Genomic DNA, 24,659 nt, shown 5'->3' on the forward strand with positions numbered 1-24,659 from the left:
AATACTTACTAAAGAAGGTGTCACATATATGTCCTTTGACGGTTTTTTTACAAGAGCAATGACCGAAGAATTATCAGAGACGTTAACTGGTGGACGAATAACAAAAATTCATCAGCCCTATAGAAATGAATTACTGCTAGTCATTCGCGCAGGCAGAACCAATCATAAGCTTCTGTTGTCTGCACATCCCAGCTATGCTCGTGTACAACTAACAGAAGAAAACACGGATAACCCTTCAGAAGCACCCATGTTTTGCATGCTGCTTCGTAAACATTTGGAAGGCTATTTTATAGAGAAAATCGAACAGCCTGAATTGGAAAGAATCATTAAATTTGAGATTAGAGGGCGCAATGAAATCGGCGACATAACTCAAAAATTATTAATCATAGAGATAATGGGCAAACACAGCAATATTATTCTTGTTGATAAAGAAAGAAATATGATTATAGACTGTATCAAGCATGTACCGTCTGCTTTAAACAGCTACAGGACATTATTGCCAGGTCATTCCTACGTTTTGCCGCCAGCTCAGAATAAAATCAATCCGCTATCAGATATAGATAAAGGCTTGACACATATTGATTATTTTGCTGGCAAAATTGATAAACAATTGGTCACACAGTTTGCTGGTATCTCTCCTCTTCTTGCGAAAGAAATAACCTACAGGGCTGGACTTGTAAACAGGGAGACCGTTCCAGAGAGCTTCAATACAATAATGGAGCAATTAAAATCACATAATTATCAGCCAACATTGGTTACAGGAGATAAGGAAGCTTTTTACCTCATCCCACTTCAGCATTTGAAAGGTGATAAGAAGGAATTTCCTTCGCTAAGCTTATTGTTAGATCGCTTTTATTATCAAAAAGCGGATCGGGATCGTGTCAAGCAGCAAGCGCATGACCTGGAGAGAATTCTCTCAAATGAAAAAGAAAAAAATGAAAAGAAACTAATAAAATTAGAAGAGACTCTGCAGGATTCAGAGAAGGCAGAAATATTCAAGAAATACGGGGAACTGATAACTGGTCATATTTACGCTTTGAACAAAGGAATGAAGAGTGCTGAAGTAATTGATTATTATGATGAAAATCAACCTACTCTTTTGATTGAGCTCGATGTCCGAAAAACCCCTTCTGAAAATGCTCAATGGTATTTTTCTAAATACCAAAAGGCAAAGAACGCCAAATCCTTTGTAATCGATCAAATCGAAAAAACAAATGACGAAATTCAATATCTCGATAATTTAATCCACCAAATGAACACTGCCTCACCAAGAGATTTGCAGGAAATCCGTGAAGAGCTTGAAGAAGGCGGATATGTGAAAAAAAGATATACCAAAAAGCAAGGTAAGAAAAAAGATTTAAAACCTGTCCTTGATTCCTATTTGTCCAGTGATGGCATGGAAATTTTGGTAGGTAAAAACAATAAGCAGAATGAATATTTAACCAATCGCTTAGCGGCTAAAAATCAGCTTTGGTTCCATACGAAGGATATTCCGGGATCCCATGTTGTCATCCGCGATGCAAACCCTACCGAACAAACGATAAAAGAAGCCGCCATTCTGGCTGCCTATTTCAGTAAAGCCAGGCAGTCGAGCCAAGTTCCGGTAGACTCTACACTAATCAGGCATGTCAAAAAACCAGCTGGAGCAAAACCAGGCTTTGTAACCTATGATAATCAAACAACCTACTATGTTACCCCGGATGAAGAAGTGGTTTTATCCTTAAAAGCATAGATAAACGCAGCGGTTTTAATTTTCCGCTGCGTTTTTATTATATTATTATTCTTTTGTTATTACTCTAAATAGGAAATAAGATACTTCATCATTGCTGAGTGTCCAGGGCGTTCGTATCCCAACAAAAAAATCAGTTCCCGCTCGCTGCATATTACGAACAGTATCAAAGTATATCCACAGTTATATTAACCTGTTTTGTTATCTTCTTAAATTTCCTCCTTATACACACTTGCTAAAGTGGGGGGAGAAAAAGACTGCCAATAAAAAAATATCAGGGATCTTCCCTGATATTTTTTTGAGCCTCTGAAGACGGCCAGTCGGTTGATTTTCACCTGTCCCCGATTGAGCTATCTAGCTAATAGTCCCCCATCCACGACATATTCCGCTCCCGTTATATAGGAGGCGTCGTCAGAGGCTAAAAACAAGACTGGTTTAGAGATTTCTTGTGGGTCTGATAATCGTCCTATCGGAGATGTAGCATACATATCCAGTTGTTCTTGCGTATAGGTTTCTTTTAGCAGTGGGGTTAATACACCCCCTGGACATATCACATTGATTCGAATATTCTTGTCGGCGTATTCTACGGCTGCTGCTTTCGTCAACCCGTTAACCGCATGTTTGGCTGCCGTATACGCCACATTGGGGGTCCCATTGACATGTCTTAATCCTGCGGTAGATGAAATATTCACAATTGAGCCTCCCCCCGCCTCAATCATATGCGGAATTAACGCTTTCATCCCATAGAATGTTCCATGTTGGTCTATACTTATGATTTTGAGGTAGTCTTCATCTGCCAAATCGGTCAGCAAAGACACAGGACCAGCATATCCAGCATTATTCACCAAAACCGTAACAGGGCCAAAGGCTTCAACCGCTTGGTTTATGACATGTTTCCAATCGTCTGGATTGGTAACATCGTGTTTCACAAATAGTGTGTTCTCCCCGAGCTCTTTCGATAACGTCCTTCCTTCCGCTTCGAGTATATCCGTAATCACTACTTTAGCTCCTTCTTTGACAAACTCTCTAACGTGTTCAGAACCCATTCCTCGTGATGCACCCGTGATAATTGCCACTTTTCCATCCAGTCTCCCCATAATCTTTCCTCCTTTTTATTCACATTCACACTCACACCCTTACCCAATTTTTGGTATTTCCAAGCATTTTTAAGTGGGATTGTCTAACTAAAACGGATGTTCCCTGGATGAATACGATCAAGAAAAAGACAGAATATTTCATTCCGTCTTTGATAACCGCTGACACGCAGGGCAAATGTATGAAGTGGTGCTTCCTGTTTTGATTGATTGAATGGTCTCCCCGCATCTAGGGCAAGGTTCCCCTTTTTTATACGCAATTTGAAAATCACTCGTCAAGTACTCACCGTTATGTCCGTAAAAATCCTTTTCAAGAGAAAAACTCCCCTTGGATAAAGAATGGTGCAATTGTTTCTGCATATTGTTATAGAGGTTTTTGACCTCTTCTTCCGATAGGTCGGATACTTTCTTCTGAGGATGGATTCCGCTTTCAAACAAGATATCGTGAATATACATATTGCCGATTCCGCCGACGTTTTTTTGATTCAACAAGAAGGATTTAATTCCCGCTTTTTTCCCGTTAACCAACTGTCTGAAATAGTCATAGGTAAATTCCTTATCGAATGGGGTGAAGGCAATAGCTTTGATTATTTTTTCTTCTTTGATTTCTTGATCATTGGCGATATACACTTTTCCAAACCACCAAAATCGGATGGAAAACCCTGTCCCATCTTGAAATTGGATGAGGAATTGATATTTTTCCTGAACGGGATTGGATGAAATAGGTTCAAAATAAAGCAAATCCCCTCCCATCCCGAGCGAAATTAACATGTTTTCTCCATTCGATAGGGAAACGATGATCCATTTCCCTTTATTTTGAACCGCTTTAACCGTTGATCCTATTACTCGTGATGAAAATACCAACCCCGAAACATTGCAGCACTTTTCCTGCTTTATTTCCACCCGTTCGATTTGTTTGCCCGAGAGAGAGTCATTCATCTGGGTACTTAATTGATAGATTTCGGGTAACTCTGCCATTCTCCATTCCCCCTTTTATGCAAATTTACCTCATCGGAGACTATTCCGAAGAACCGAACGAACAAAAAGGCTGAATATAACCACTCAGTCTTTTTCATTATGATATTTCTTGTTGGCAGCTTGCTGCATACTCTTTCTCTAATTCTAGCAATCGGTCAATCAGATTATATATTTATCAACATCTAAGTTTAACAGACACAAATAAAAAGAGATAAAATCCAACTATTTCAGATTTTATCCCACTGATTCTTTATGTTTTTAGTTAACCCAGCTCTCATCATAAGGGTTTTGCTTCCATTTGCGGAGCTTATTCAGCTCCTCCTTTGTCACGTACTGATGTTCTTCCGCAACTTCGATAAGAGTTGAATAATCGCTTAAGGAGTAGTATGGAACCTCGCTATCAGCAAATGCAATTCTTGCTTTATCCATTTCATATGTAAAGATTGATACAACCCCTAGTACATCACAACCGACTTCACGTAATGCCTTGGCACATGTGATCGAACTTCCTCCTGTTGAAATCAAATCCTCCACGATGACTACTTTATCATTCTTTTCCGCTTTCCCTTCAATTTGATTTCCTTTTCCATGCCCTTTTGAACTGGAACGAACATAAATCATCGGCAAATCTAGCTGTTCACTTACCCAGGCAGCATGCGGAATGCCTGCTGTAGCTGTTCCTGCAATAATCTCAGCTTCAGGAAATTTTTCTTTTATTAATTGAGCTAGGCCTCTCGCTACATCCCGCCGTACCTCCGGGTAAGACATCGTTAATCGATTATCACAATAAATCGGGGATTTGATACCTGATGACCAAGTAAATGGATTGCTTGGCTGTAAGGCTACAGCTTGAATAGATAATAAATGCTCTGCTATTTTTCTTTTCATATCGGTCTCTCCCATTCTTCAACTATCTTATAATAGGCCTCTATTGGATTCTCTGCCGTTGTAATACTTCTTCCCACAACGATAAAATCACTGCCCTGCCTACTAGCCATAAACGGTGTAGCCACCCTTTGTTGGTCTCCTGCTGCATCACTGGCCAGACGAATTCCCGGAGTAACTGTTACGAAATTTCGACCAACCTGATTTTTAATTTGCTGTACTTCATGTACGGAGCAAACTACTCCATCAAGACCTGATTCTTTTGCTAATTGACTATAATGAATGACACTTTCAGCCAGGGTTGTCTGAATGAATTGCTCTCTTTGCATCTGCTCTTCACTTGTGCTTGTCAATTGCGTAACCGCTATACATAGCGGTCTTTTTTCTCCAGGAGGGGTACCCTTTTCAAGACCATCAAGCGCATATTCCATCATCTTTCTTCCGCCTGCTGCATGAACATTAACCATATCGACTCCCAGTCTTGCCACTGTCTCCATTGCTTTTCCAACCGTATTAGGAATATCGTGCAATTTCAAGTCCAAAAAAATGTCATGTCCCAATCCTTTAATTGCAGTGATGATAGAAGGACCTTCTCCGTAATAAAGCTCCATACCTACTTTAACAGCCAATTTTTCCTCATTAAATTTATGTAAAAATCGCAAGGTTAGCTCTCTATTAGGAAAATCAAGTGCGATGACCGGTGTATTCCGCATTCCTATTCCAGCTCCTTCCAACACATTCTGATATATGATCAAACCCGAGTGATAAAATTAGGTCTGGCAGAGCGTCAATAATCTCAGGCATAACAAACGGATTAATAAAATTGGCTGTTCCAACCGCAACCGCACTCGCACCTGCATAAAGGAATTCAATAACATCCTCTGCTGTTTCAATGCCGCCCATGCCAATGATAGGAATCGAAACCTGCGAGCTAACATCATGAATCATTCGAATCGCAACCGGTTTAATGGCCGGCCCTGATAAACCGCCTGTCCGATTAGCTAAAATCGGCTGGGCTGTTTTGAGATCAATACGCATTCCTATTAGTGTATTAATCATCGTCAGTCCATCAGCACCACCATCTTCAACTGCCTTCGCAATGGATACTATATCGCTGACATTCGGAGACAATTTAACATAGACTGGCACTGAAGATACTTCTTTTACCGCTTTAGTTAATTCTTTAGCCACAGACGGATCGGTACCAAATTGAATACCTCCGCATTTTACATTCGGACAGGAAATATTCAGTTCAAGAGCATGCACATTCGGAGCTGTACTGATCCGTTTCGCCGTCTCCACGTAATCCTCCATCATGGTTCCTGCCACATTAGCAATAATCGGTACATCGTACGTATCAAGCCATGGAAGCTCCTCATTCATCACATGCTCCAAGCCAGGGTTTTGAAGTCCAATGGCATTTAGCATCCCTGCATTTGTTTCCGCAACCCTTGGGGTCGGATTTCCAATACGCGGTTCAAGTGTCGTTGATTTAATGATGACGGCACCCAGCTTATCGAGATCATAAAACTGACTGTATTCCATGCCAAAGCCGAAACAACCAGACGCCGGCATAATCGGATTTTTCAACGCTAATCCAGGCAGCTGCATGCTTAATGGATTATTCATATGACGACCTCCTCTGAACGAAATACCGGGCCATCGATACATATCTTCCGGTATCCATTTCCCGGGGTACGGCACACACAGGCAAAGCACGCACCTATTCCGCAGCCCATTCTCTCTTCAAGCGAAATAAACACCTTTTTCCCTTTATATTTATCCTTAACGGCCTTTAGCATTGGTGTTGGCCCACATGTATAGACCACATCAATGTCCATTGGAACTGAAGCATTTGTTACATAGCCTTTTATTCCGTAAGTCCCGTCTTCAGTTGTGATAATGGTCTCCCCAAGCTCAGCAAATTCGTTTTCATAAAAAATATCTGCTGCGGTACGGAGGCCCAAAATATGAATCACAGATACACCTTTAGCCGTTAAATCTCTTGATAGCTGCAATAAAGGTGGTATTCCAATTCCTCCGCCTATCAAAAGCGCTTTTCCTCCCGGGTTCACATCCTCAACCGTAAACCCGTTGCCAAGCGGCCCAAGCACATCGACTTTTTCCCCTGTTTTTTTTTCAGAAAGAATCCTGGTTCCTTTCCCTTCCGCTCTGTAAACGATTGTAAAACGAGATTGCTCAGGGTCAATTTTACATATACTGATTGGCCTGCGCAGCAAAGGATCTATTCCGTTCGATACTTTGATATGTACAAATTGCCCAGGCATTGCCATGGAGGAGACAAGTGTCCCCTCCATAGTCATTTCAAATATATTCGGTGCAATCATTCGATGGCTGACGACGGTCATCATCTCTTTTTGAATCATAAACTGATTGCCTCCTTGGCCGTTTGCATATGGTTCATTTTAGTTGTCGAAAACGTTAGCGATTCCAGTACTGTTAAAATTGCATTGGCCGTATCCAAGGAAGTCATACAAGGAATCCCATTTTCAACCGATTCACGGCGAATTCTAAAACCATCACGTTCAGGCTGTTTTCCTTTGGTTAACGTATTAATCACCAGCTGTGCTTTTCCATTATGAATCATATCCAATAAATTCGGCTCTTCACTGCCAATTTTGCCAACAATTTGGCATGGAATATTCGCTTGATCTAACGCTTGAGCCGTACCCTCGGTAGCGATGATTTGATAACCAATTTCATTGAAACGTTCTGCAAGTAAAACGGCTTCTTCTTTGTCCTTATCCGCAACAGTCAAGAGGACAGTTCCATATTGCTTAATTTGAATTCCTGAAGCAATCAACCCTTTATACAAAGCCTTTTGCAATGTATCGTCTTTTCCCAGTACTTCACCCGTTGATTTCATTTCTGGTCCGAGCGTAATTTCAACCTGGCGAAGCTTTGCAAATGAAAATACTGGTACTTTTACGAACACACCCGCCTTTTCAGGGACAAGGCCATTTTCAAGACCATAATCCTTAAGCTTTTGTCCCAAAATGACCTTAGTGGCCAAATTCGCCATTGGAACATTAGTGATTTTGCTTAAGAACGGTACCGTCCTGCTTGAACGGGGATTAACTTCAATTACAAACACTTCATTATTAGAGACTACATATTGGATATTAAACAGACCAATTATATTCAAACCCTTTGCTAGTTTAATCGTATAATCTATAATTTTTTCTTTCGTATTTTCTGACAGATTCTGTGGAGGGTAGACTGCTATAGAATCACCAGAATGGACTCCAGCACGTTCAATATGCTCCATGATACCCGGAATAACAACTGTTTCACCATCAGAAATTGCATCTACTTCAATTTCTTTCCCTGTTAAATAACGATCGATTAATACAGGATGCTTCGGATTTATCTTCACGGCATTTTTCATATAATGAAGCAAATCCTCCTGATCATCCACGATCTCCATTGCCCTTCCACCAAGAACATAGGACGGTCTTACCAAAATAGGGTATCCAATCTCATCAGCCACTTCGACTGCTTCCTCCACTGACAAGGCTGTTTTCCCTTTAGGCTGCGGGATATTCAATTCTGTTAAGGCTTGCTCAAACATATCGCGATTTTCAGATCGATCCACATCCTCTAAAGACGTACCCAGTATCTTAACTCCTCTTTCTACAAGGGCTGAGGCAAGATTAATGGCTGTCTGACCGCCAAATTGTACAATAACCCCTTCTGGTTTTTCTAAATCAATGACATTCATCACATCTTCAATCGTTAAGGGCTCAAAATATAGTTTGTCTGAAATGCTAAAATCTGTTGAGACCGTTTCCGGATTGCTGTTTATAATAATCGCTTCATAGCCGGCTTCTTTAATCGCCCAGACAGAATGAACAGTTGCGTAATCAAACTCAACTCCCTGCCCGATTCGAATGGGTCCGGAACCAAGTACAACGACACTCCTCTTTGGCGTTACGATTGATTCATTCTCATCCTCATAAGTGGAGTAAAAATATGGTGTTTCAGATTCAAACTCCGCAGCACAGGTATCGACCATTTTAAATACCGGTTTGATTTGATTGTCCATGCGCCACTGATACACTTCCAATTCAGAGCTTTTCCAAAGCTTTGCTAAGATATAATCAGAGAAACCAAGTTTTTTGGCTATTAATGTATATCTCGGATGGAAGGGGGCTTCTAACAGTTTAGCTTCCATCTCAACAATCTTTGCAAATTTATGCAGAAAGAATAAATCAATCCGAGACCATTCATGGATTAACTGAATCGTTAATCCGCGCTTTAACCCTTCAGCAATATAAAATAGTCGTTCGTCTGTTGCTATTTTAATTTGTTTTTCTATCTCTTCATCTGTGATCATCTCAGCCTTAGGCAGTTCAAAGTGCAAGATTCCAACCTCTAGGGAGCGAATTGCTTTTAATAGAGATTCCTCGAACGTTCTGCCGATTGCCATAACCTCACCAGTTGCTTTCATTTGCGTTCCGAGGGTTCTGTTCCCTTCCTCAAATTTATCAAAAGGCCAGCGTGGTATTTTGGTTACGACATAATCAAGTGCCGGTTCAAAGCTCGCATAAGTTTTTCCAGTTACGGGATTGATCATCTCATCGAGTGTCAAACCAACTGCAATTTTAGCTGCAAGCTTTGCGATAGGATAACCGGTTGCTTTAGAAGCAAGGGCAGACGAACGGCTCACCCTTGGGTTAACCTCGATAATGTAGTAATTGAAGCTATCTGGATCAAGAGCAAGCTGAACATTGCAGCCTCCTTCTATTTTTAAAGAACGTATAATTTTCAACGACGCATTGCGCAATAATTGGTATTCCCGGTCACTCAATGTTTGGCTCGGTGCCACTACAATCGAATCTCCCGTATGTATTCCGACAGGATCGATATTTTCCATGTTACAAACTACGATTGCATTATCATTCGAATCTCTCATGACCTCATATTCAATTTCCTTGAACCCTGCAATGCTTTTTTCCAGCAAGCATTGGGTGACAGGACTGCTCTTGAGACCACCGGCTACAATCTCGCGTAATTCCTCTTCGTTTGAACAGATTCCGCCGCCTGTCCCTCCAAGTGTATAAGCCGGTCGTACAATTACAGGGTATCCTACAGTCTGAATAAAAGCCTCGGCTTCTTCCAGATTATGAATGATCGCACTGTCAGGAACCGGTTCACTCAATTCGTTCATTAAGCTTCGGAATAGATCACGGTCCTCAGCCTGCTCAATTGCCGATAGCTTTGTTCCCAGAATTTCAACACCGCATTCCTCGAGCACTCCAGATTTGGACAGTTCTACAGCCAGATTTAATCCAGTCTGCCCTCCAAGAGTCGGCAATAGAGCATCAGGGCGTTCTTTACGGATAATTTTACTGACAAACTCTAACGTTAATGGCTCAATATAAACCGCATCTGCAATTTCCGTGTCTGTCATAATTGTAGCCGGGTTGGAATTAACCAAGACAACACGATACCCTTCTTCTTTTAATGCCAGACAAGCTTGTGTACCCGCATAATCAAATTCTGCTGCCTGGCCGATTACAATCGGTCCGGATCCAATAACCAGGATGGATTTAATATCTGTACGTTTACTCATTTTACTGCCTCCTTCAGTTTGGATCTCTCAATCATGCTAATGAATTGATCAAATAAATAATTTGCGTCCTCCGGGCCAGGCGATGATTCCGGGTGATATTGGACGGTGAAAGCATCGTAGTATTTATGTCTTAATCCCTCAATCGTTCCGTCATTTAATGCAATATGCGTAACTTCCAAGTCTGTTTGTTCAATAGAGTCATATTTCACTGTGTATCCATGGTTTTGCGAGGTCAGTGCAATTTTGCCTGTTTTTAAATCTTTAACTGGGTGATTGGAACCGCGATGCCCAAATTTCATTTTTTCAGTTTCTGCATTACATGCTAGAGCAAACAACTGGTGCCCAAGACAAATGCCGAACATTGGCACTTTTCCGATAATTTTTCTTATCATTTCAATCGCTTCCGGTACATTTTCAGGGTCTCCCGGTCCATTTGTCAGCATGATACCATCTGGACGAAGTGTCATAATTTCTTCAAAGGTAGTATTATAAGGCACAACGATTACATCACAGCCTCGATTGTTTAATTCTCTTAATATTCCATGCTTCATTCCAAAATCTACTACAACTACCCGATAACCGCGTCCTGGACTCGGATATGCTTTTTTTGTAGATACCTTTTGAACCTGATTACGAGGCAGCACAGTTGCTTTCACTTGATGGAGCATCGTTTCAGCATCTTTAGTTATTGAACAAATCACACCTTTTACTGTACCTCTTTCACGAATCATTCTTGTCAACTTCCGAGTATCAATCCCTGCAATGCCAGGGATATTCTTTATTTTCATATATTCATCAAGAGAAAAATCACTTCTCCAATTCGAAGGAAAATCAGCCACTTCTTTTACAATTAGGCCACTTAGGCTCGGAGCGATTGACTCAAAATCATCCCTATTGATTCCATAGTTACCGATTAAAGGATAAGTCATCGTAATAATTTGACCGCAATAAGAAGGGTCAGATAAAATCTCCTGATAACCGGTCATCCCCGTATTAAATACAACCTCACCAATTTTATCGCTTTCTCCTCCAAATGCTTCGCCAATAAAAATTGTTCCATCTTCTAAAATCAATTGTCTCTTCATTCAGTTAGACTTCCTTTCTGCCAAACTACTTTTCCTTCCACAATCGTCATGACCGGCCATCCTTGACAGCTCAGGCCAGCAAATGGCGTGTTTTTTCCTTTGGAAAGGAAGGTATCAGGATTAATCACTTGTTCTTCTTCTAAATCAAGCAGGACGAGATCCGCAGGCATCCCTATTTCTATTTTTCCGTAGTTAAGTTCAAATGCTTGCGCTGGTTTAATCGTCAAGAAATCAATTAATTGTTTCAGGGTCATCGCTCCCTTTTTTACCAAATATGTATACAACAGCGGAAAGGCTGTTTCTAATCCAACTATGCCAAACGGCGCAAGTCTGATATTTTGTGATTTTTCCTCTACTGAATGGGGAGCATGATCTGTAGCGATAAAATCAATCGTCCCGTCTAACAGGCCTTCTAGCAATGCTTTTTTGTCATCCTCACCTCTTAAAGGCGGATTCATTTTAAAATTAGTATCCAGCTCCTTAATGTCCATTTCGGACAGTAACAAATGATGGGGGGTTACCTCTGCTGTTACATGAATGCCTGCTTTCTTGGCATCACGAACCGTTCTTACAGACTCCTTCGTGCTGATATGACAAACATGATAATGGCAACCTGCTGTCTCAGCCAGTAATACATCCCTAGCAATATGGACCGCTTCACATACTGAAGGGATACCAGGTAATTCATGTTTTCTCGAATAGATTCCTTCATGCACACATCCACTTTGAATTAATGTATTATCCTCACAGTGAGCGACAATGGCCATATTCAGTTTTGCAGCTTTTTTCATAGCTTCAAGCATCATACCAGCTGACTGGATGCCGACGCCGTCATCTGTAAAGGCAAATGCTCCGGATTTTTTCAGAGATTCAAAATCAGTTAATTCCTTTCCAAGCTCCCTGATAGTAATTGAGGCATAGGGCAATACCCTTGTGCTCGCCTTTTCTCTAATTCTATTATTTAACGAACGTAATTGTTCGGCAGTATCCGGAACAGGTCGTGTATTCGGCATAGCAGCTACAGTAGTAAATCCACCTTTTGCAGCAGCCTGTGTCCCTGTTTCAATCGTTTCTTTATGCTCGCCGCCGGGCTCTCTTAAGTGAACATGCAAATCTATAAAACCAGGCGCCAGCAAAAATCCTTTAGCATGAATGATGTTTGCCTGCTGATTGGGCAATTCATCTTGGATATCGGAGATTACTCCGCTCTGAATTAAGATATCTTTGGTGGCCAGTGTTCCATCATCAGTTAAAAATTGCGCACTTTTTATAATTGTATTCATGATTTGCCGCTCCTCCCCTTTGCTCGATACTATTTTTTAAAGCAGCCATTCTCACATATACTCCGTTGGCCATTTGTTTAAATATTCGCGAACGAGCGCATTCAACTAATGAATCATCAATTTCCACACCTCTATTTACTGGCGCAGGATGCATAATTATACAATTACTCCTAAGACGTCTCTCCCTTTCAATCGTCAATCCATAACTGTTCAAATATTCCATTTTTCTCATTGGCATTTCCACTGAATGACGTTCATGCTGGATTCGAAGCAACATAACTACATCTGCGTTTTCGATGGCGTCATCAATTGGTTCATAGGCCACATTGCTTCCCGAGAGATTCGCCCAAGCTTGTGGGCCAGAGAATACAACCTTTGCACCTAATCTGGTCAGTGTTTCCGCATTTGATCGCGCTACGCGGCTATGCCTGATATCTCCTATGATTGCCACTTTTAAACCTCGAAACGTTTGAAATTCCTGTTTAATGGTCATCAAGTCCAATAAACATTGCGTAGGATGATGCCCGCATCCATCACCAGCATTCATTATGGATAAATATACACCACTTTGTATTAAATTTGCAAAATAATTATCTTCTGTATGACGAATTACTACGGTTTCCACTCCAATCGCTTCTAATGTCTTCACTGTATCGGATAGGGTTTCACCTTTTAATACACTTGATGCTTGCACTTCAAAAGGGATTACATCCAACCCAAGCTTTCGCTGTGCCATTTCAAAGCTGATTTTAGTACGCGTGCTCGCTTCAAAAAATAAATTTGCTACAAAGTGTCTTTTTGCAGGCATCCAGGTTTCCCCATTGGCAAATGCCTCAGCATCTGATAGCAAGCCTGTAATTTCCTCAATCGATAAATCTGTCATCGTAAGCAAATGTTTCACGATCAATCAGCCTCCCATATTCTAAAAAAAACCCTAATTCGTTTTTTACGAATCAGGGTTTTAGTTTATTTAGTCGATTCATCCCAATATCGCATACTGGAATTATCGCACTTAATCTAACCCCTGTATTTTACTTGTTGGATCTACTTTCAACCCTGACTTTCACTGGTTTCCTTACCGGGAAGTACAAGATTTAAGATGACACCTACAATGGCGGCCAATGCCATTCCAGAAATGGAGGCATGATCGGTAATTTTGAGCATTGCACCACCAACACCAATGATTAAAATAACAGAGGATATGACTAAGTTTCTATTTTTAGATAAATCGATTTTGCTGTCGATCAACATCCGTAAACCGCTTGAAGCTATGATGCCGAACAGAAGAATGGACACCCCACCCATCACAGCTGATGGAATGGATTGAATAAGGGCTGAAATTTTTCCAATAAATCCGAACAAGATTGCGAATACCGCTGCTCCGCCTATTACATAAACACTGAATACTCTTGTAAGACCCATAACACCAATATTTTCTCCATAGGTTGTATTCGGAGGACCACCCAGGCAAGATGCAATCATAATGGAAACTCCATCGCCAAATAACGAACGATGTAGACCCGGTTTCTCAACAAAATTGCGTCCAGCAAGTTTACCAAGAACTAATTGATCGCCAATATGTTCTGATATTGGAACGATGGCAATTGGAATCATGATCAGAATAATTTCCCATGTTAAAGCCGGTGTATAATCTACGAATGGCACCGTGAAATTTGGAAGCTGGAACCAGGCTGCTTCTTTTACCGGAGTGAAATCTACAATTCCAAAGAAGCAGGCGGTAATATAACCACCAATAATACCGATTAATACTGGAATCAGTGAAAAAAAGTTTTTAAAGACAACACTGCATGTGATTGTGATGGCAAGTGTAATTAAGGCAACCGTAATATGTTTTGTGCTGTAAACAAGCACTTCTGCATTCGGATTTTCATACATGGCCATATTGACTGCTGTTGAGGCAAGACCAAGACCAATTACCATAATGATAGGACCTACGACTACAGGCGGTAAAAAGTTTAGGATGGTTTTAGTGCCTAGTTTTTTAACTAATAAAGCAACGAGTGCATAAACAAGTCCAATCAAAAAGCCGCCTACTAAAGCAGAACCAACACCGCTGCTTTCATTTAGTAAAGTAATCGGATAGATAAAGGCAAAGGATGAACCAAGATAAGCAGGTATTTGCCCTTTGGTGATCAGAATGTAAACCAGTGTACCTATACCGCTTGTCAATAGGGCAATTCCAGGATCCAGCCCTGTTAGAATCGGTACAAGAATGGTTGAACCAAACATCGCAAATAAATGCTGCAGGCTTAATATAAACCATTGCTTCGGAGTAGGTTTTTCATTGACATCGTACCTTATTTGAGGATTGTTTGCTATTTCTATAGAAGTCATAATTATTGCCTCCCTGATGAAATTAATAGGTTTCGAAGGGAGATGATTATTTGCATAAGCAAATATCGCATGCTCCCCTTTTCAGCCTCACAGGACTGAATTAAAAAGGTTTTTTTATTCAAAAATGGAGACTTGTTCACCATCATCCATTTCTTTTAATTTGACGACAATCTTTTCATTTTTTGCAGTAGGTATATTCTTGCCTACATAATCAGCTCGGATTGGAAGCTCTCTGTGCCCTCTGTCGATCAGGACAGCTAATTGGATTTGAGCCGGTCTGCCAATATCTATAAGAGCATCAAGAGCTGCTCTCGCCGTTCTGCCAGTATATAAAACATCATCAACCAGAATGACTTTCTTATCTTTTAAGCTAAATGATACATCTGATCCATTTACCTGTGGATCCCCGCTTTTTGTCTTTGTGCTTAAATCATCCCGGTACAAGGTAATATCCAGTTCACCAACAGGAATTTCCGCTCCTTCAATTTCGTGAATTCTTTCTCCCAGACGTTTAGCAAGAAAAATACCACGGGTACGAATACCGATCAACACACAATCACTCACACCCTTATTTTTCTCGATAATTTCATGAGAAATCCTTGTTAACGCTCTTGAGATTGCCTTTTCATCAAGCAAGATTGCTTTCTCTAACATATCATCGTCCCTTTCCTAAAAAACGTAAAAAATCCTTTTGCCGTGTAGGCAAAAGGATATAATAAACCATAGAAAAAGACACACATCTTCCATTAGTTTTCACGTACCTTTTCAGCCTCACGGGACTGTATTTAAAGGACCCTATTCAGTTGTATCTATATTACTTTAGGATTGTTATCCTTGTCAACAGTCAATTCTTAAAGTTTCCAAATAATCGACAAAATATGCTGGTAATGGAGCTTCAAATTCCAAATATTCCTCTGTTCTAGGATGGACAAATCCCAGAACTGCTGCATGTAAAGCCTGTCCATTTAAATCAGGAGTTTTTCTTGGTCCATACTTAGGGTCACCAGCAAGAGGATAACCAATATATTTCATATGGACACGAATTTGATGAGTGCGTCCTGTTTCAAGCTGACATTCAATAAAAGTAAAGTCTTTAAATCTTTCCAGTACATGAAAATGTGTAACTGCATGCCTAGAATTATCGTCTGTTACTGTCATGCTTTGACGATCTCGTTTATCACGGCCTATCGGCGCATCTACCGTTCCTGCATCATGTGGAATGATACCGTGGACAAGTGCCTTATACTTCCGGGTAACTGTTTTTTCAGTTAATTGCTTTACAAGTCTCTCATGCGCATAATCATTTTTAGCGACCATGAGCAATCCTGAAGTATCCTTATCGATACGATGGACGATACCTGGACGCATCACACCATTGATCCCTGATAAATCCTTGCAATGGTACATTAAAGCATTTACAAGTGTACCTGATCCATGTCCTGCTGCCGGATGTACAACCATGCCTTTTGGTTTATTGACAACAATGACATCCGCATCCTCATAATAAATATCAAGAGGAATGTTCTCAGCTACAACATCAAGTTCCTCTGGCTCTGATGGTGTGATTTCAATAGAGTCACCAGGCTGACATTTATAATTTGCCTTTATCTGTTTGTCATTCACCAGAATATTCCCTTCTTTTATCCACTGCTGGACTTGAGAACGTGACCATTCTTCATTTAAAACGGAAAGGACTTTATCAAGCCTTTCACCTTTTTGTTCTTCTGTTACTATCAGTCTTTGACTATCCATTCTTTAGCTCCTTAGCTCTTTTTTCCTCCATAAACATAGCAATAACCAATAATCCAACTCCTATACAAAGAGCAGAATCTGCCACATTAAAGACAGGAAAACTGTATGAGAATATATACGTATGCACAAAATCAACCACTTCATTGCGGAAAATCCGATCAATAAAATTACCAATCGCTCCCCCAAGAATAAGTCCAAGGGATATCCCCGTCAACTTATCGGTACTGAATTTTCTTATGTAAAAGACAATTCCAATAATAACCACGGTTGTTACGATGTAAAAAAACCACATTTGTCCCTGAAGAATTCCCCATGCCGCCCCTCGGTTTCTGTGCGAGGTGATGTATAGAAAGTTTTCAATGATTGGTATACTCTCCCCTAAGGTCATATACTTAACGACCAACCATTTTGTAAATTGGTCAATCATGATAATGAGCAACGCAATCAAATAATACATATATAACATAAGCTTGCCCCCTGCCTGCTTAAAATGTACACACTGCTTAACAAATTGTAGCATATCTATCTAACAAATGTTTTAGAACTTTAACAAAAATACAGGCCCTTTCGAATAAATGAAAGGGCCTATAGAAGGAATAGCATCCCAGTATTTTGGACAGGTTGGTCTATCACCTCTACTGCCCACACATAAAACTTATCTAACACTTCAAATGAGAGTATGCCTCACTTTTCGCTGATTGCTTAAGCACTCAGGAAATCGGTTCTCTATCATTTTAAATAACCTTATCCGAGTTCTGGATATTCGTTATCTACCACTGTAGAGCAGCGTTCACATAAAGTTGGATGTTTCTCAATTGTACCAACCTCTTCACTAATATTCCAGCAACGTTCACAAGTTTCTCCATTTGCTTTTGTGACTAAAATTGCCGCATGCTCTAACTTAATAGCTTCTTCCGGTGCATCGTAAATGTATCCGGCAACTTCCACTGAAGAAACGATAAATAATTGTTCAAGGCTTTCTTCAATGCTTTCAAGCAAATCTTTTGTTTCTTCACTTACATACAATGCTACTTTCGCATTTAATGATTTACCAATTACTTTTGCATTTCTTGCTTCTTCAAGCGCTTTAAGGACATCATCACGCAAATTCATGAACAGATCCCATTTAGCTTTAACAGCTGTACTATTTGGATAATTTTCAACCGACGGCATATCTGTTAATTGTACGCTCTCTGCATCAGCATCATCGATAAAAGTCCAAACTTCATCAGCTGTATGCGGCAGAATAGGAGCAATCAATTTAACTAGCTTCATAACGCATTCATGCAGTACAGTTTGAATTGCACGGCGGCCATCACTGTTTTCCGCATCGCAGTATAGAATATCCTTTGCATAATCCAGATAGAAGGAACTTAAATCCTGTGTACAGAAATTATTGATACCATTATAGATATCAGCAAATTCATAATTGTCATAGGATTGTTTTACCTGATCAACCAAATCATTTAACTTAATGAGCATATATTGATCCACTTCACGAAGATTCTCGTAAGAAACAGCATCATGCTCTGCGTTAAATCCGCTCAGGTTTCCAAGCAGGAATCTGAATGTGTTACGAATTTTACGATATACTTCGGATACTTGTTTCAGGATATTATCAGAAACACGTACATCAGCCTGGTAATCGACACTCGCAACCCAAAGACGCAGAATATCTGCACCCATTTGATTGATAACTTTTAATGGGTCAATTGTGTTTCCTAGGGATTTACTCATTTTACGGCCTTCTCCATCAAGTGTAAATCCGTGGCTTAATACTTCCTTGTAAGGAGCTTTACCAGTAACAGCAACTGACGTGATCAAAGAGGAGTTAAACCATCCACGATATTGGTCTGAACCCTCGAGGTAAAGGTCAGCTGGTCTTCTCAAATCTTCTCTTGCTTCAAGAACTGATTGATGGGAGGAACCAGAATCAAACCATACGTCCATAATATCTGTTTCTTTCGTAAATAAGCCATTCGGGCTGCCTTCATGTGTAAAGCCTTCTGGGAGAAGATCTTTTGCGTCTTTCTCAAACCAAACAGTGGAACCGTATTGTCGGAATAAATCAGATACATGCTTAATCGTTTCATCTGTAATGATTGCTTCACCATTTTCTGCATAAAACACCGGAATCGGTACGCCCCATGCACGCTGACGGGAAATACACCAGTCTCCACGATCACGAATCATGTTAAATAATCTCGTTTCACCCCATGCAGGTACCCATTTAGTTTCTTTGATCTGCTGCAATAGGTCTTCACGGATATCATCAACAGAAGCAAACCATTGATCGGTTGCACGGAAAATTGTTGGCTTTTTCGTTCTCCAATCATGCGGATAAGAGTGTGTAATGAAATCAAGTTTTAACAGAGCACCGACTTCCTCGAGTTTATCCGTGATTTCTTTGTTTGCTTTATCATAGAATAATCCTTCAAATCCAGGAGCATCAGAAGTCATATGGCCTTTTCCATCCACTGGGCAGAGTACTCCAAGATTATATTTCTGACCTACGATAAAGTCATCTTCACCATGTCCTGGCGCAGTATGAACACAGCCTGTACCTGCATCAGTGGTTACATGCTCTCCTAAAATAACAAGTGAGTCACGGTCATACAATGGATGTTTAGTGACTACATATTCCAGTTCAGCACCTTTAACAGTCTTCTCAACTTCAGCATTCTCCCATCCAAGTGTTTCTTTAACGGAAGGCAATAGTGTTTCAGCCACAATATATTTTGTACCATCAACATTCACAAGTACATAATCAAGGCGTGGGTGAACAGCAATTCCAAGGTTAGCTGGAATAGTCCAAGGTGTCGTTGTCCAAATAATGAACTTCGCTCCCTCTTCCACTACTCCTTTGCCGTCCTTCACATCAAATGCAACAAAGATAGATGCTGATTTCTTGTCGTGGTATTCGATTTCCGCTTCAGCTAGTGCAGATTCACTGGAAGGAGACCAATAAACCGGTTTTAATCCTTTATAGATATAGCCTTTTTTCGCCATATCACCGAAAACTTTGATTTGCTCAGCTTCATATTCAGGTTTCAGTGTGATGTAAGGATTTTCCCAGTCCCCTCTTACACCTAAACGTTTAAATTGAGTGCGCTGCTGATCAATTTGTGTATAAGCATATTCCTCACAAAGTTTACGGAAGTCAGCGATTGTCATTTCCTTACGATTTACTTTTTTGTTTTTAGTTAGCGCTGTTTCAATTGGTAAACCATGAGTATCCCAACCTGGTACATATGGCGCATTATAACCATTCATTGATTTAAAGCGAACAATAAAATCCTTTAAGATTTTATTCATCGCATGCCCGATATGAATGTTTCCATTCGCATAAGGAGGTCCGTCATGCAGCACAAATTTAGGAAGGTCCTTTGTACGCTCCTGTACTAATTTGTAAATATTTTTTTCTTCCCAACCTGCTTGAACTTCCGGTTCTCTTTTTGGTAAATTCCCACGCATTGGAAATTCTGTTTTAGGCATCAATAATGTGTCTTTAAATTCCATTCCATTCACTCCTTAAACTTCCTCATAAATAAATACAAAAAAGCCTTTTCATCCCGGTAAAGGGACGAAAAGGCTATATTTCCGCGGTACCACCCTTTTAGAATATTGCCTGACAATATTCCTCTTGGTATTCGTAACGTGAATGACTCGCCGCTATTTACTGCCAGCCAAGCTGGGTTCAAAAGCAGACTCAGGGATGATCTTCCATCCAGATTCTTTTACCGGACTCCCACCTTCCCCGGCTCGCTACAAAAAGTATGATCTGATGTACTGTTCCCGTCTTCGTTTTAACATTTTTTGAATAGATTTGTTAAAATATTATATTCAATAACTTACGATAAAGTCAAGACCTTACATTTCTTCTTCATTCAGGTCGATATCAAATTCAGTGGCATCCACGTCATATTTAAGAAGTTTATCCCAATCTTCACTGTTTAATAAATCAAGCTGGGCTTCAACAAGCATTTTAAAACGCATTCTGAATACTTTAGATTGCTTTTTAAGGTCTTCAATTTCAATAGCAATTTTTCTTGCTTTAGATAATGCCTCATTGACAATTCGGTCAGCATTTTTTTCTGCTTCCTTCATAATCAATTTAGCCTCTTTTTGAGAATTTCGTTTGACATCTTCTCCGGCTTCCTGAGCAATGACGATTGATTTATTCAACGTTTCCTCAATGCTGGAGAAATGCTCAAGGCGTTGTTCCAACTCTTCCACTTTGGCTTCAAGATCTTTCTTATCTCGAAGGACCAACTCGTAATCTTTAATTATTTGGTCAAGAAACTCATTTACTTCATCTTCATCGTAACCGCGGAATCCTCTGCCGAATTCCTTGTTATGTATGTCTAGCGGTGATAATGGCATAGACTGCACCTCCGAATACTGATTCTTCTCTTAATTATTATACTATGCTTTCGACAGTAATGGTGATATTCCTTCTAAATTCCTGATTATTTTTGTATACCACACTTTATTTTCCATTTATCTTTCTTTGTTTTTCCTTCAATGGAAAATATCTTCATTCTTCCTATCCCACGAGTGGATAACACATCACTTTCTCTGATTTCATATGATGGATTATCGACTTGTTTCCAGTTTACCTTAACACGCCCCTGCTGTACGAGTGTTTGGCTCTTTTGCCTCGAAATATTGGCGATAGCCGACAATATCGTATCAATTCTCATGGAGGAAACTGTCACTTGGCATTCCTTCCATTGTTCCGTAACAGTCATAGCCTGATCAGCAGGTATTTCCTGAAACTTTACACCCGCATTGCCCATTTTAGATATATTCATCTCCAGATAGGATGCTACATCTTTTGCAACAACGAATTGTACTCGCTCGCCTTCAATCCATATATCACCAAATTTTTCTCTCTTTAAGCCAACAGACATTAACGTGCCAAGAATCTGCCTATGTTTCAGTGTCGTAAATTTTGCAGAATAAAATAATTCATAAATGGTCAGTTCGTAATCCTCGATTTGCGGTTCATAATAGTCCGGATAGAGGAGCGCTCTTTGCCGCTCGGCCGCTTCGCTTCCTCCAAAAAAGGAAACATGTACATCTCCATTTGTACCAATTAGCATCCTTACAATCTCTGATTCTCTGGGGTCAAGAAAATCTGTCAGTTTAGGGGCATATTGCTCCTGCACTTGATCAATCCATCCAAGCACCTGATCGATAAATTCTCTTTCTTCCTGACGAAAATGCTGATAAATATCCATTTACATCCTCCAGCTAAAATATAAAAGCTCCCTGTTTTGAAAGGGAGCTAACATTCTTCTTAAAAAATGCCTGCCAACGCGGAGATTCCTACTCGTGCCATATTTAACACAAGAATCGCTATAATTGGAGAAATATCAATCATGCCGAGCGAAGGTACAATTCTCCTGAATGGTTCCAAAAACGGCTCACATATGCGTGCTAAAAACATTCCAATTCCTGTATCCCTTGCATTTGGAAACCACGACATTAATATGTAAATAATTAAGGCCCAGGAATATATATCTACTGCTTTATAAAGTATATAAAAAAATATATCCATTATTTACTTACCACCTTATATCCTCCAGTTCATCTTCTTGAGCATATCCAGAGATGGAACCTGAAACATCAACATTATCAGGGGTACATAAGAATATATTTGACCCGATACGCTGAATATCCCCACCGATTGCATAGACTGTCCCACTTAAAAAGTCAACAATTCTTCTAGCCTGGTCTGGTGAAATCCTTTGTAAATTCACAACAACCCCACGGCGATTTTTTAAATGGTCGGCAATCTCCTGAGCATCTGCATACGCTCTTGGTTCCAGCAATACTAACTTAGAAGATTTCTGTATGCTTTGAAGACTCACTATATTTTGTTGTTTTTGCTGCTGATCATGTTTATTCACTTTTGCCGGAACTTTTTCTTCTTCAACATATTGTTCCTCATACTCATATTCTTCATCCTCGAGTGCAAAGAACGTTTTCATTTTTGATACGATTGACATCATTTACACCTCTCTTTTATTCATTCCCTACCAAGGCAGTTCCGATTCTAACCATGGTTGCACCCTCTTCAATGGCGATTTCATAGTCATTAGACATGCCCATTGAGAGTTCTGTGCATGGGGCATTGGGCAACTTCATATTTTGTATCACTACTTGCAATTCTTTGAGTTTACGGAAACAAGTACGTATTTCTTCTTCATCATCTGTGAAAGGAGCCATCGTCATAAGTCCCATTACCCTAATTTTTTCAAATTCAGCAAGCTGTTGTACAAACTCAATTGCAATCTGAGGCTGTATTCCATGTTTAGTATCTTCTCCGCTTACATTTATCTGAACAAAACAGTCAATCGGGCGCGTGGCTCTCTTTTCTATTTCTTCAGCCAATGATAAGCGATCAAGAGAATGTAGAACGTCCACACGATTTATGATCGTTTTTACCTTTCTCGTTTGAAGCGAACCGATAAAATGCCAAACTGGTCGTTCTTTTATACCCTCTTGCTTGGCTATTAATCCTTCCGAGCGGTTTTCACCAAAGTTTTTAATTCCGGCTTTATAGGCTTCTAGAGCACGTTTTGTTGAAACATATTTTGTAACAGCAATTATTTGTATATCTTGTGGATTACGACCTGCACGTTTTGCAGCACTCTCGATTTTTTCATGAATGATTTGCAGGTTTTCCGTCACTTCCAATATCCTACTCCTCCTTCCAGCCGATTAACCCCAACATTCGACCAGTTTTCCCCTCATCACGTCGGTGAGAAAAAAAGTAAGAATCATCACAACTTGTACAAAAACCAGTTGTCATAATATTCTCTGGTAAAATACCGGCTTTCTGAAGAATTAAAGCATTCGCCAGCTTTAAATCAAGCTGATATTGATTCTCCGTAATTTGATTATAAGCGGTTTTTGTCTGTTCTTCTAGTATAACCTCTAAATAGTTAATTACTTTTTTGTCGACCGTATAACAGTTTTGGCAAATAGATGGCCCTATTGCAGCATATATCTCTTCAGGCTGAACACCTTCATCCTGTCTCCAGATATCAATCATAGATGAACCTATGCCAGCAACCGTCCCCTTCCAGCCTGCATGTACAATCCCAATCAAATGATGGTTAGGCGCCATAAAATATACGGGTACACAATCTGCAAAACAAAGCGTCAATAATATTCCGCTTTCTTTTGTATATAAACCATCCGTTGCTTTTAATGCTGTTTTATAATCTATAGCACCAAGCCCGGCATGACTTTTGTCAATTTTCAAAATAGACGCTTCATGCGTCTGCTCAGCTCCAACCCATCTTTCAACAGGAAAATGGAGCTGGTCAGCTAGAATACGCCTGTTTTCTATTACTTTTCCATCTAAATCAAAGACGTGAAAAGCTGTATTCATCGACTGAAACGGAAAATCGCTGATGCCTCCGTTCTTCGTAGTAAATCCCGCCAATAAATTCGGATGCCAATCCTTCCAACCTTTTATCGACATAAATGATTCGGAAAACTGAACAAATGGTTCCAAGCTAATACCCCTCGATTTTTCTTTCATTTTATCACAATCCCGCATAATTTTCTTCTTCTAATCATTAAAACTTCCGTATCCCTTGTATTCCACAAGAATCACATCTTCTCCAATCATTTTAATTTTATACCACGGAATGACAGTGTCTTCCTCTTTATTTAAAAACGAAAGCATTTTACTGTTTGCTACCGTTATACTTTCTATTTTCCCAGTACTTAGATTAATTTCAATATCTTCAACATTTCCCAATCGTTTTCCGTCGAATGTATTTACGATATCTTTGACTTGTAACTCAGAAATTTTAATCATACTCTATCTCCTCCACTCGGGATCTGTAGTTACAGGCATTATATGAATGGAAAGAACAATAA

General features: G+C 40.0%; 23 protein-coding genes and 1 other annotated feature. Of the genes, 1 reads left to right on the forward strand and 22 read right to left on the reverse strand.

Translation table 11 applies throughout. The features are described from left to right. Window positions 1–28 precede the first annotated feature (28 nt). Window positions 29–1,732 carry an Rqc2 family fibronectin-binding protein gene (locus FHY45_RS02025; RefSeq protein ID WP_139891276.1) on the forward strand — a complete coding sequence of 568 codons (1,704 nt, stop codon included), beginning with the start codon at window positions 29–31 and terminating at the stop codon, window positions 1,730–1,732. A gap of 347 nt (window positions 1,733–2,079) precedes the next feature. Here the strand turns inward: FHY45_RS02025 and FHY45_RS02030 are convergent, their stop codons facing one another. The 22 genes from FHY45_RS02030 to FHY45_RS02135 all read right to left on the reverse strand — a co-directional run bounded on the left by FHY45_RS02030 (window position 2,080) and on the right by FHY45_RS02135 (window position 24,597). After that, window positions 2,080–2,826 carry an SDR family NAD(P)-dependent oxidoreductase gene (locus tag FHY45_RS02030; RefSeq protein WP_139891277.1) on the reverse strand — a complete coding sequence of 249 codons (747 nt, stop codon included), beginning with the start codon at window positions 2,824–2,826 and terminating at the stop codon, window positions 2,080–2,082. 138 nt (window positions 2,827–2,964) lie between these two features. Further along, window positions 2,965–3,801 carry an Fpg/Nei family DNA glycosylase gene (locus FHY45_RS02035; RefSeq protein ID WP_139891278.1) on the reverse strand — a complete coding sequence of 279 codons (837 nt, stop codon included), beginning with the start codon at window positions 3,799–3,801 and terminating at the stop codon, window positions 2,965–2,967. Between the two features lie 258 nt (window positions 3,802–4,059). Beyond that, the gene (gene pyrE, locus FHY45_RS02040) at window positions 4,060–4,689 is read right to left on the reverse strand and encodes an orotate phosphoribosyltransferase (protein ID WP_139891279.1); all 630 of its coding nucleotides are present in this window, start codon (window positions 4,687–4,689) and stop codon (window positions 4,060–4,062) included. Further along, complete coding sequence (gene pyrF / locus FHY45_RS02045) at window positions 4,686–5,399, reverse strand: orotidine-5'-phosphate decarboxylase (RefSeq protein ID WP_139891280.1); 714 nt, start codon at window positions 5,397–5,399, stop codon at window positions 4,686–4,688. Before pyrF ends, pyrE begins: the two co-directional genes overlap by 4 nt. Continuing rightward, window positions 5,371–6,315, reverse strand: a complete 945-nt coding sequence (locus FHY45_RS02050; RefSeq protein ID WP_139891281.1) for a dihydroorotate dehydrogenase — start codon at window positions 6,313–6,315, stop codon at window positions 5,371–5,373. Before FHY45_RS02050 ends, pyrF begins: the two co-directional genes overlap by 29 nt. Continuing rightward, entirely contained in the window at window positions 6,312–7,073 is a 762-nt protein-coding gene (locus FHY45_RS02055; RefSeq protein ID WP_139891282.1) for a dihydroorotate dehydrogenase electron transfer subunit, read from the reverse strand. Before FHY45_RS02055 ends, FHY45_RS02050 begins: the two co-directional genes overlap by 4 nt. Beyond that, complete coding sequence (carB, locus tag FHY45_RS02060) at window positions 7,070–10,282, reverse strand: carbamoyl-phosphate synthase large subunit (protein WP_139891283.1); 3,213 nt, start codon at window positions 10,280–10,282, stop codon at window positions 7,070–7,072. The genes FHY45_RS02055 and carB overlap by 4 nt, the downstream gene beginning before the upstream one ends. Then, window positions 10,279–11,367, reverse strand: coding sequence for a carbamoyl phosphate synthase small subunit (locus tag FHY45_RS02065; protein WP_139891284.1), 1,089 nt, complete (start codon window positions 11,365–11,367; stop codon window positions 10,279–10,281). The genes carB and FHY45_RS02065 overlap by 4 nt, the downstream gene beginning before the upstream one ends. Then, the gene (locus FHY45_RS02070) at window positions 11,364–12,650 is read right to left on the reverse strand and encodes a dihydroorotase (RefSeq protein WP_139891285.1); all 1,287 of its coding nucleotides are present in this window, start codon (window positions 12,648–12,650) and stop codon (window positions 11,364–11,366) included. The genes FHY45_RS02065 and FHY45_RS02070 overlap by 4 nt, the downstream gene beginning before the upstream one ends. Continuing rightward, window positions 12,613–13,551 (reverse strand): aspartate carbamoyltransferase catalytic subunit, encoded by a 939-nt coding sequence (locus FHY45_RS02075; protein ID WP_139891286.1) that lies wholly within the window; start codon window positions 13,549–13,551, stop codon window positions 12,613–12,615. Before FHY45_RS02075 ends, FHY45_RS02070 begins: the two co-directional genes overlap by 38 nt. Window positions 13,552–13,700: 149 nt before the next feature. Then, window positions 13,701–15,005 carry a uracil permease gene (gene uraA, locus FHY45_RS02080; RefSeq protein WP_139891287.1) on the reverse strand — a complete coding sequence of 435 codons (1,305 nt, stop codon included), beginning with the start codon at window positions 15,003–15,005 and terminating at the stop codon, window positions 13,701–13,703. Window positions 15,006–15,119: 114 nt separating this feature from the next. Then, window positions 15,120–15,659, reverse strand: a complete 540-nt coding sequence (pyrR, locus tag FHY45_RS02085; RefSeq protein ID WP_066100653.1) for a bifunctional pyr operon transcriptional regulator/uracil phosphoribosyltransferase PyrR — start codon at window positions 15,657–15,659, stop codon at window positions 15,120–15,122. A 183-nt stretch (window positions 15,660–15,842) separates the two neighbouring features. Then, entirely contained in the window at window positions 15,843–16,757 is a 915-nt protein-coding gene (locus FHY45_RS02090) for an RluA family pseudouridine synthase (RefSeq protein ID WP_066100655.1), read from the reverse strand. Continuing rightward, entirely contained in the window at window positions 16,750–17,223 is a 474-nt protein-coding gene (gene lspA / locus FHY45_RS02095) for a signal peptidase II (protein WP_066100658.1), read from the reverse strand. The genes FHY45_RS02090 and lspA overlap by 8 nt, the downstream gene beginning before the upstream one ends. Window positions 17,224–17,501: 278 nt before the next feature. Further along, window positions 17,502–20,276: an isoleucine--tRNA ligase gene (gene ileS / locus FHY45_RS02100; protein ID WP_139891288.1), complete on the reverse strand. Its 2,775-nt coding sequence runs from the start codon at window positions 20,274–20,276 to the stop codon at window positions 17,502–17,504. 57 nt (window positions 20,277–20,333) lie between these two features. After that, window positions 20,334–20,568: a binding site (T-box leader), on the reverse strand. Between the two features lie 59 nt (window positions 20,569–20,627). Continuing rightward, a complete protein-coding gene (locus tag FHY45_RS02105; protein ID WP_139891289.1) occupies window positions 20,628–21,140 on the reverse strand; it encodes a DivIVA domain-containing protein in 513 nt (170 codons plus the stop codon). Window positions 21,141–21,226: 86 nt separating this feature from the next. Next, window positions 21,227–22,000, reverse strand: a complete 774-nt coding sequence (locus FHY45_RS02110; protein ID WP_139891290.1) for a YlmH family RNA-binding protein — start codon at window positions 21,998–22,000, stop codon at window positions 21,227–21,229. A gap of 59 nt (window positions 22,001–22,059) precedes the next feature. Then, window positions 22,060–22,320 (reverse strand): YggT family protein, encoded by a 261-nt coding sequence (locus FHY45_RS02115; protein WP_139891291.1) that lies wholly within the window; start codon window positions 22,318–22,320, stop codon window positions 22,060–22,062. A gap of 7 nt (window positions 22,321–22,327) precedes the next feature. Further along, a complete protein-coding gene (locus FHY45_RS02120; RefSeq protein ID WP_066100673.1) occupies window positions 22,328–22,771 on the reverse strand; it encodes a cell division protein SepF in 444 nt (147 codons plus the stop codon). Between the two features lie 16 nt (window positions 22,772–22,787). Beyond that, entirely contained in the window at window positions 22,788–23,462 is a 675-nt protein-coding gene (locus FHY45_RS02125; protein WP_139891292.1) for a YggS family pyridoxal phosphate-dependent enzyme, read from the reverse strand. 4 nt (window positions 23,463–23,466) lie between these two features. Then, complete coding sequence (gene pgeF / locus FHY45_RS02130) at window positions 23,467–24,315, reverse strand: peptidoglycan editing factor PgeF (RefSeq protein ID WP_139891293.1); 849 nt, start codon at window positions 24,313–24,315, stop codon at window positions 23,467–23,469. 30 nt (window positions 24,316–24,345) lie between these two features. Then, on the reverse strand, window positions 24,346–24,597 hold the full coding sequence (locus tag FHY45_RS02135; protein ID WP_139891294.1) for a YlmC/YmxH family sporulation protein: 252 nt from the start codon (window positions 24,595–24,597) through the stop codon (window positions 24,346–24,348). Window positions 24,598–24,659 lie beyond the last annotated feature (62 nt).

Source organism: Bacillus sp. D386 (assembly GCF_006346415.1).

What these genes read in the sequence shown, in the direction of transcription:
- FHY45_RS02025 (WP_139891276.1), top strand. Translation starts at nt 29, where the DNA reads ATGTCCTTTGACGGTTTTTTTACAAGAGCAATGACCGAAGAATTATCA.
- FHY45_RS02030 (WP_139891277.1), bottom strand. Translation starts at nt 2,826, where the DNA reads ATGGGGAGACTGGATGGAAAAGTGGCAATTATCACGGGTGCATCACGA.
- FHY45_RS02035 (WP_139891278.1), bottom strand. Translation starts at nt 3,801, where the DNA reads ATGGCAGAGTTACCCGAAATCTATCAATTAAGTACCCAGATGAATGAC.
- pyrE (WP_139891279.1), bottom strand. Translation starts at nt 4,689, where the DNA reads ATGAAAAGAAAAATAGCAGAGCATTTATTATCTATTCAAGCTGTAGCC.
- pyrF (WP_139891280.1), bottom strand. Translation starts at nt 5,399, where the DNA reads ATGCGGAATACACCGGTCATCGCACTTGATTTTCCTAATAGAGAGCTA.
- FHY45_RS02050 (WP_139891281.1), bottom strand. Translation starts at nt 6,315, where the DNA reads ATGAATAATCCATTAAGCATGCAGCTGCCTGGATTAGCGTTGAAAAAT.
- FHY45_RS02055 (WP_139891282.1), bottom strand. Translation starts at nt 7,073, where the DNA reads ATGATTCAAAAAGAGATGATGACCGTCGTCAGCCATCGAATGATTGCA.
- carB (WP_139891283.1), bottom strand. Translation starts at nt 10,282, where the DNA reads ATGAGTAAACGTACAGATATTAAATCCATCCTGGTTATTGGATCCGGA.
- FHY45_RS02065 (WP_139891284.1), bottom strand. Translation starts at nt 11,367, where the DNA reads ATGAAGAGACAATTGATTTTAGAAGATGGAACAATTTTTATTGGCGAA.
- FHY45_RS02070 (WP_139891285.1), bottom strand. Translation starts at nt 12,650, where the DNA reads ATGAATACAATTATAAAAAGTGCGCAATTTTTAACTGATGATGGAACA.
- uraA (WP_139891287.1), bottom strand. Translation starts at nt 15,005, where the DNA reads ATGACTTCTATAGAAATAGCAAACAATCCTCAAATAAGGTACGATGTC.
- pyrR (WP_066100653.1), bottom strand. Translation starts at nt 15,659, where the DNA reads ATGTTAGAGAAAGCAATCTTGCTTGATGAAAAGGCAATCTCAAGAGCG.
- FHY45_RS02090 (WP_066100655.1), bottom strand. Translation starts at nt 16,757, where the DNA reads ATGGATAGTCAAAGACTGATAGTAACAGAAGAACAAAAAGGTGAAAGG.
- lspA (WP_066100658.1), bottom strand. Translation starts at nt 17,223, where the DNA reads ATGTTATATATGTATTATTTGATTGCGTTGCTCATTATCATGATTGAC.
- ileS (WP_139891288.1), bottom strand. Translation starts at nt 20,276, where the DNA reads ATGGAATTTAAAGACACATTATTGATGCCTAAAACAGAATTTCCAATG.
- FHY45_RS02105 (WP_139891289.1), bottom strand. Translation starts at nt 21,140, where the DNA reads ATGCCATTATCACCGCTAGACATACATAACAAGGAATTCGGCAGAGGA.
- FHY45_RS02110 (WP_139891290.1), bottom strand. Translation starts at nt 22,000, where the DNA reads ATGGATATTTATCAGCATTTTCGTCAGGAAGAAAGAGAATTTATCGAT.
- FHY45_RS02115 (WP_139891291.1), bottom strand. Translation starts at nt 22,320, where the DNA reads ATGGATATATTTTTTTATATACTTTATAAAGCAGTAGATATATATTCC.
- FHY45_RS02120 (WP_066100673.1), bottom strand. Translation starts at nt 22,771, where the DNA reads ATGTCAATCGTATCAAAAATGAAAACGTTCTTTGCACTCGAGGATGAA.
- pgeF (WP_139891293.1), bottom strand. Translation starts at nt 24,315, where the DNA reads ATGAAAGAAAAATCGAGGGGTATTAGCTTGGAACCATTTGTTCAGTTT.
- FHY45_RS02135 (WP_139891294.1), bottom strand. Translation starts at nt 24,597, where the DNA reads ATGATTAAAATTTCTGAGTTACAAGTCAAAGATATCGTAAATACATTC.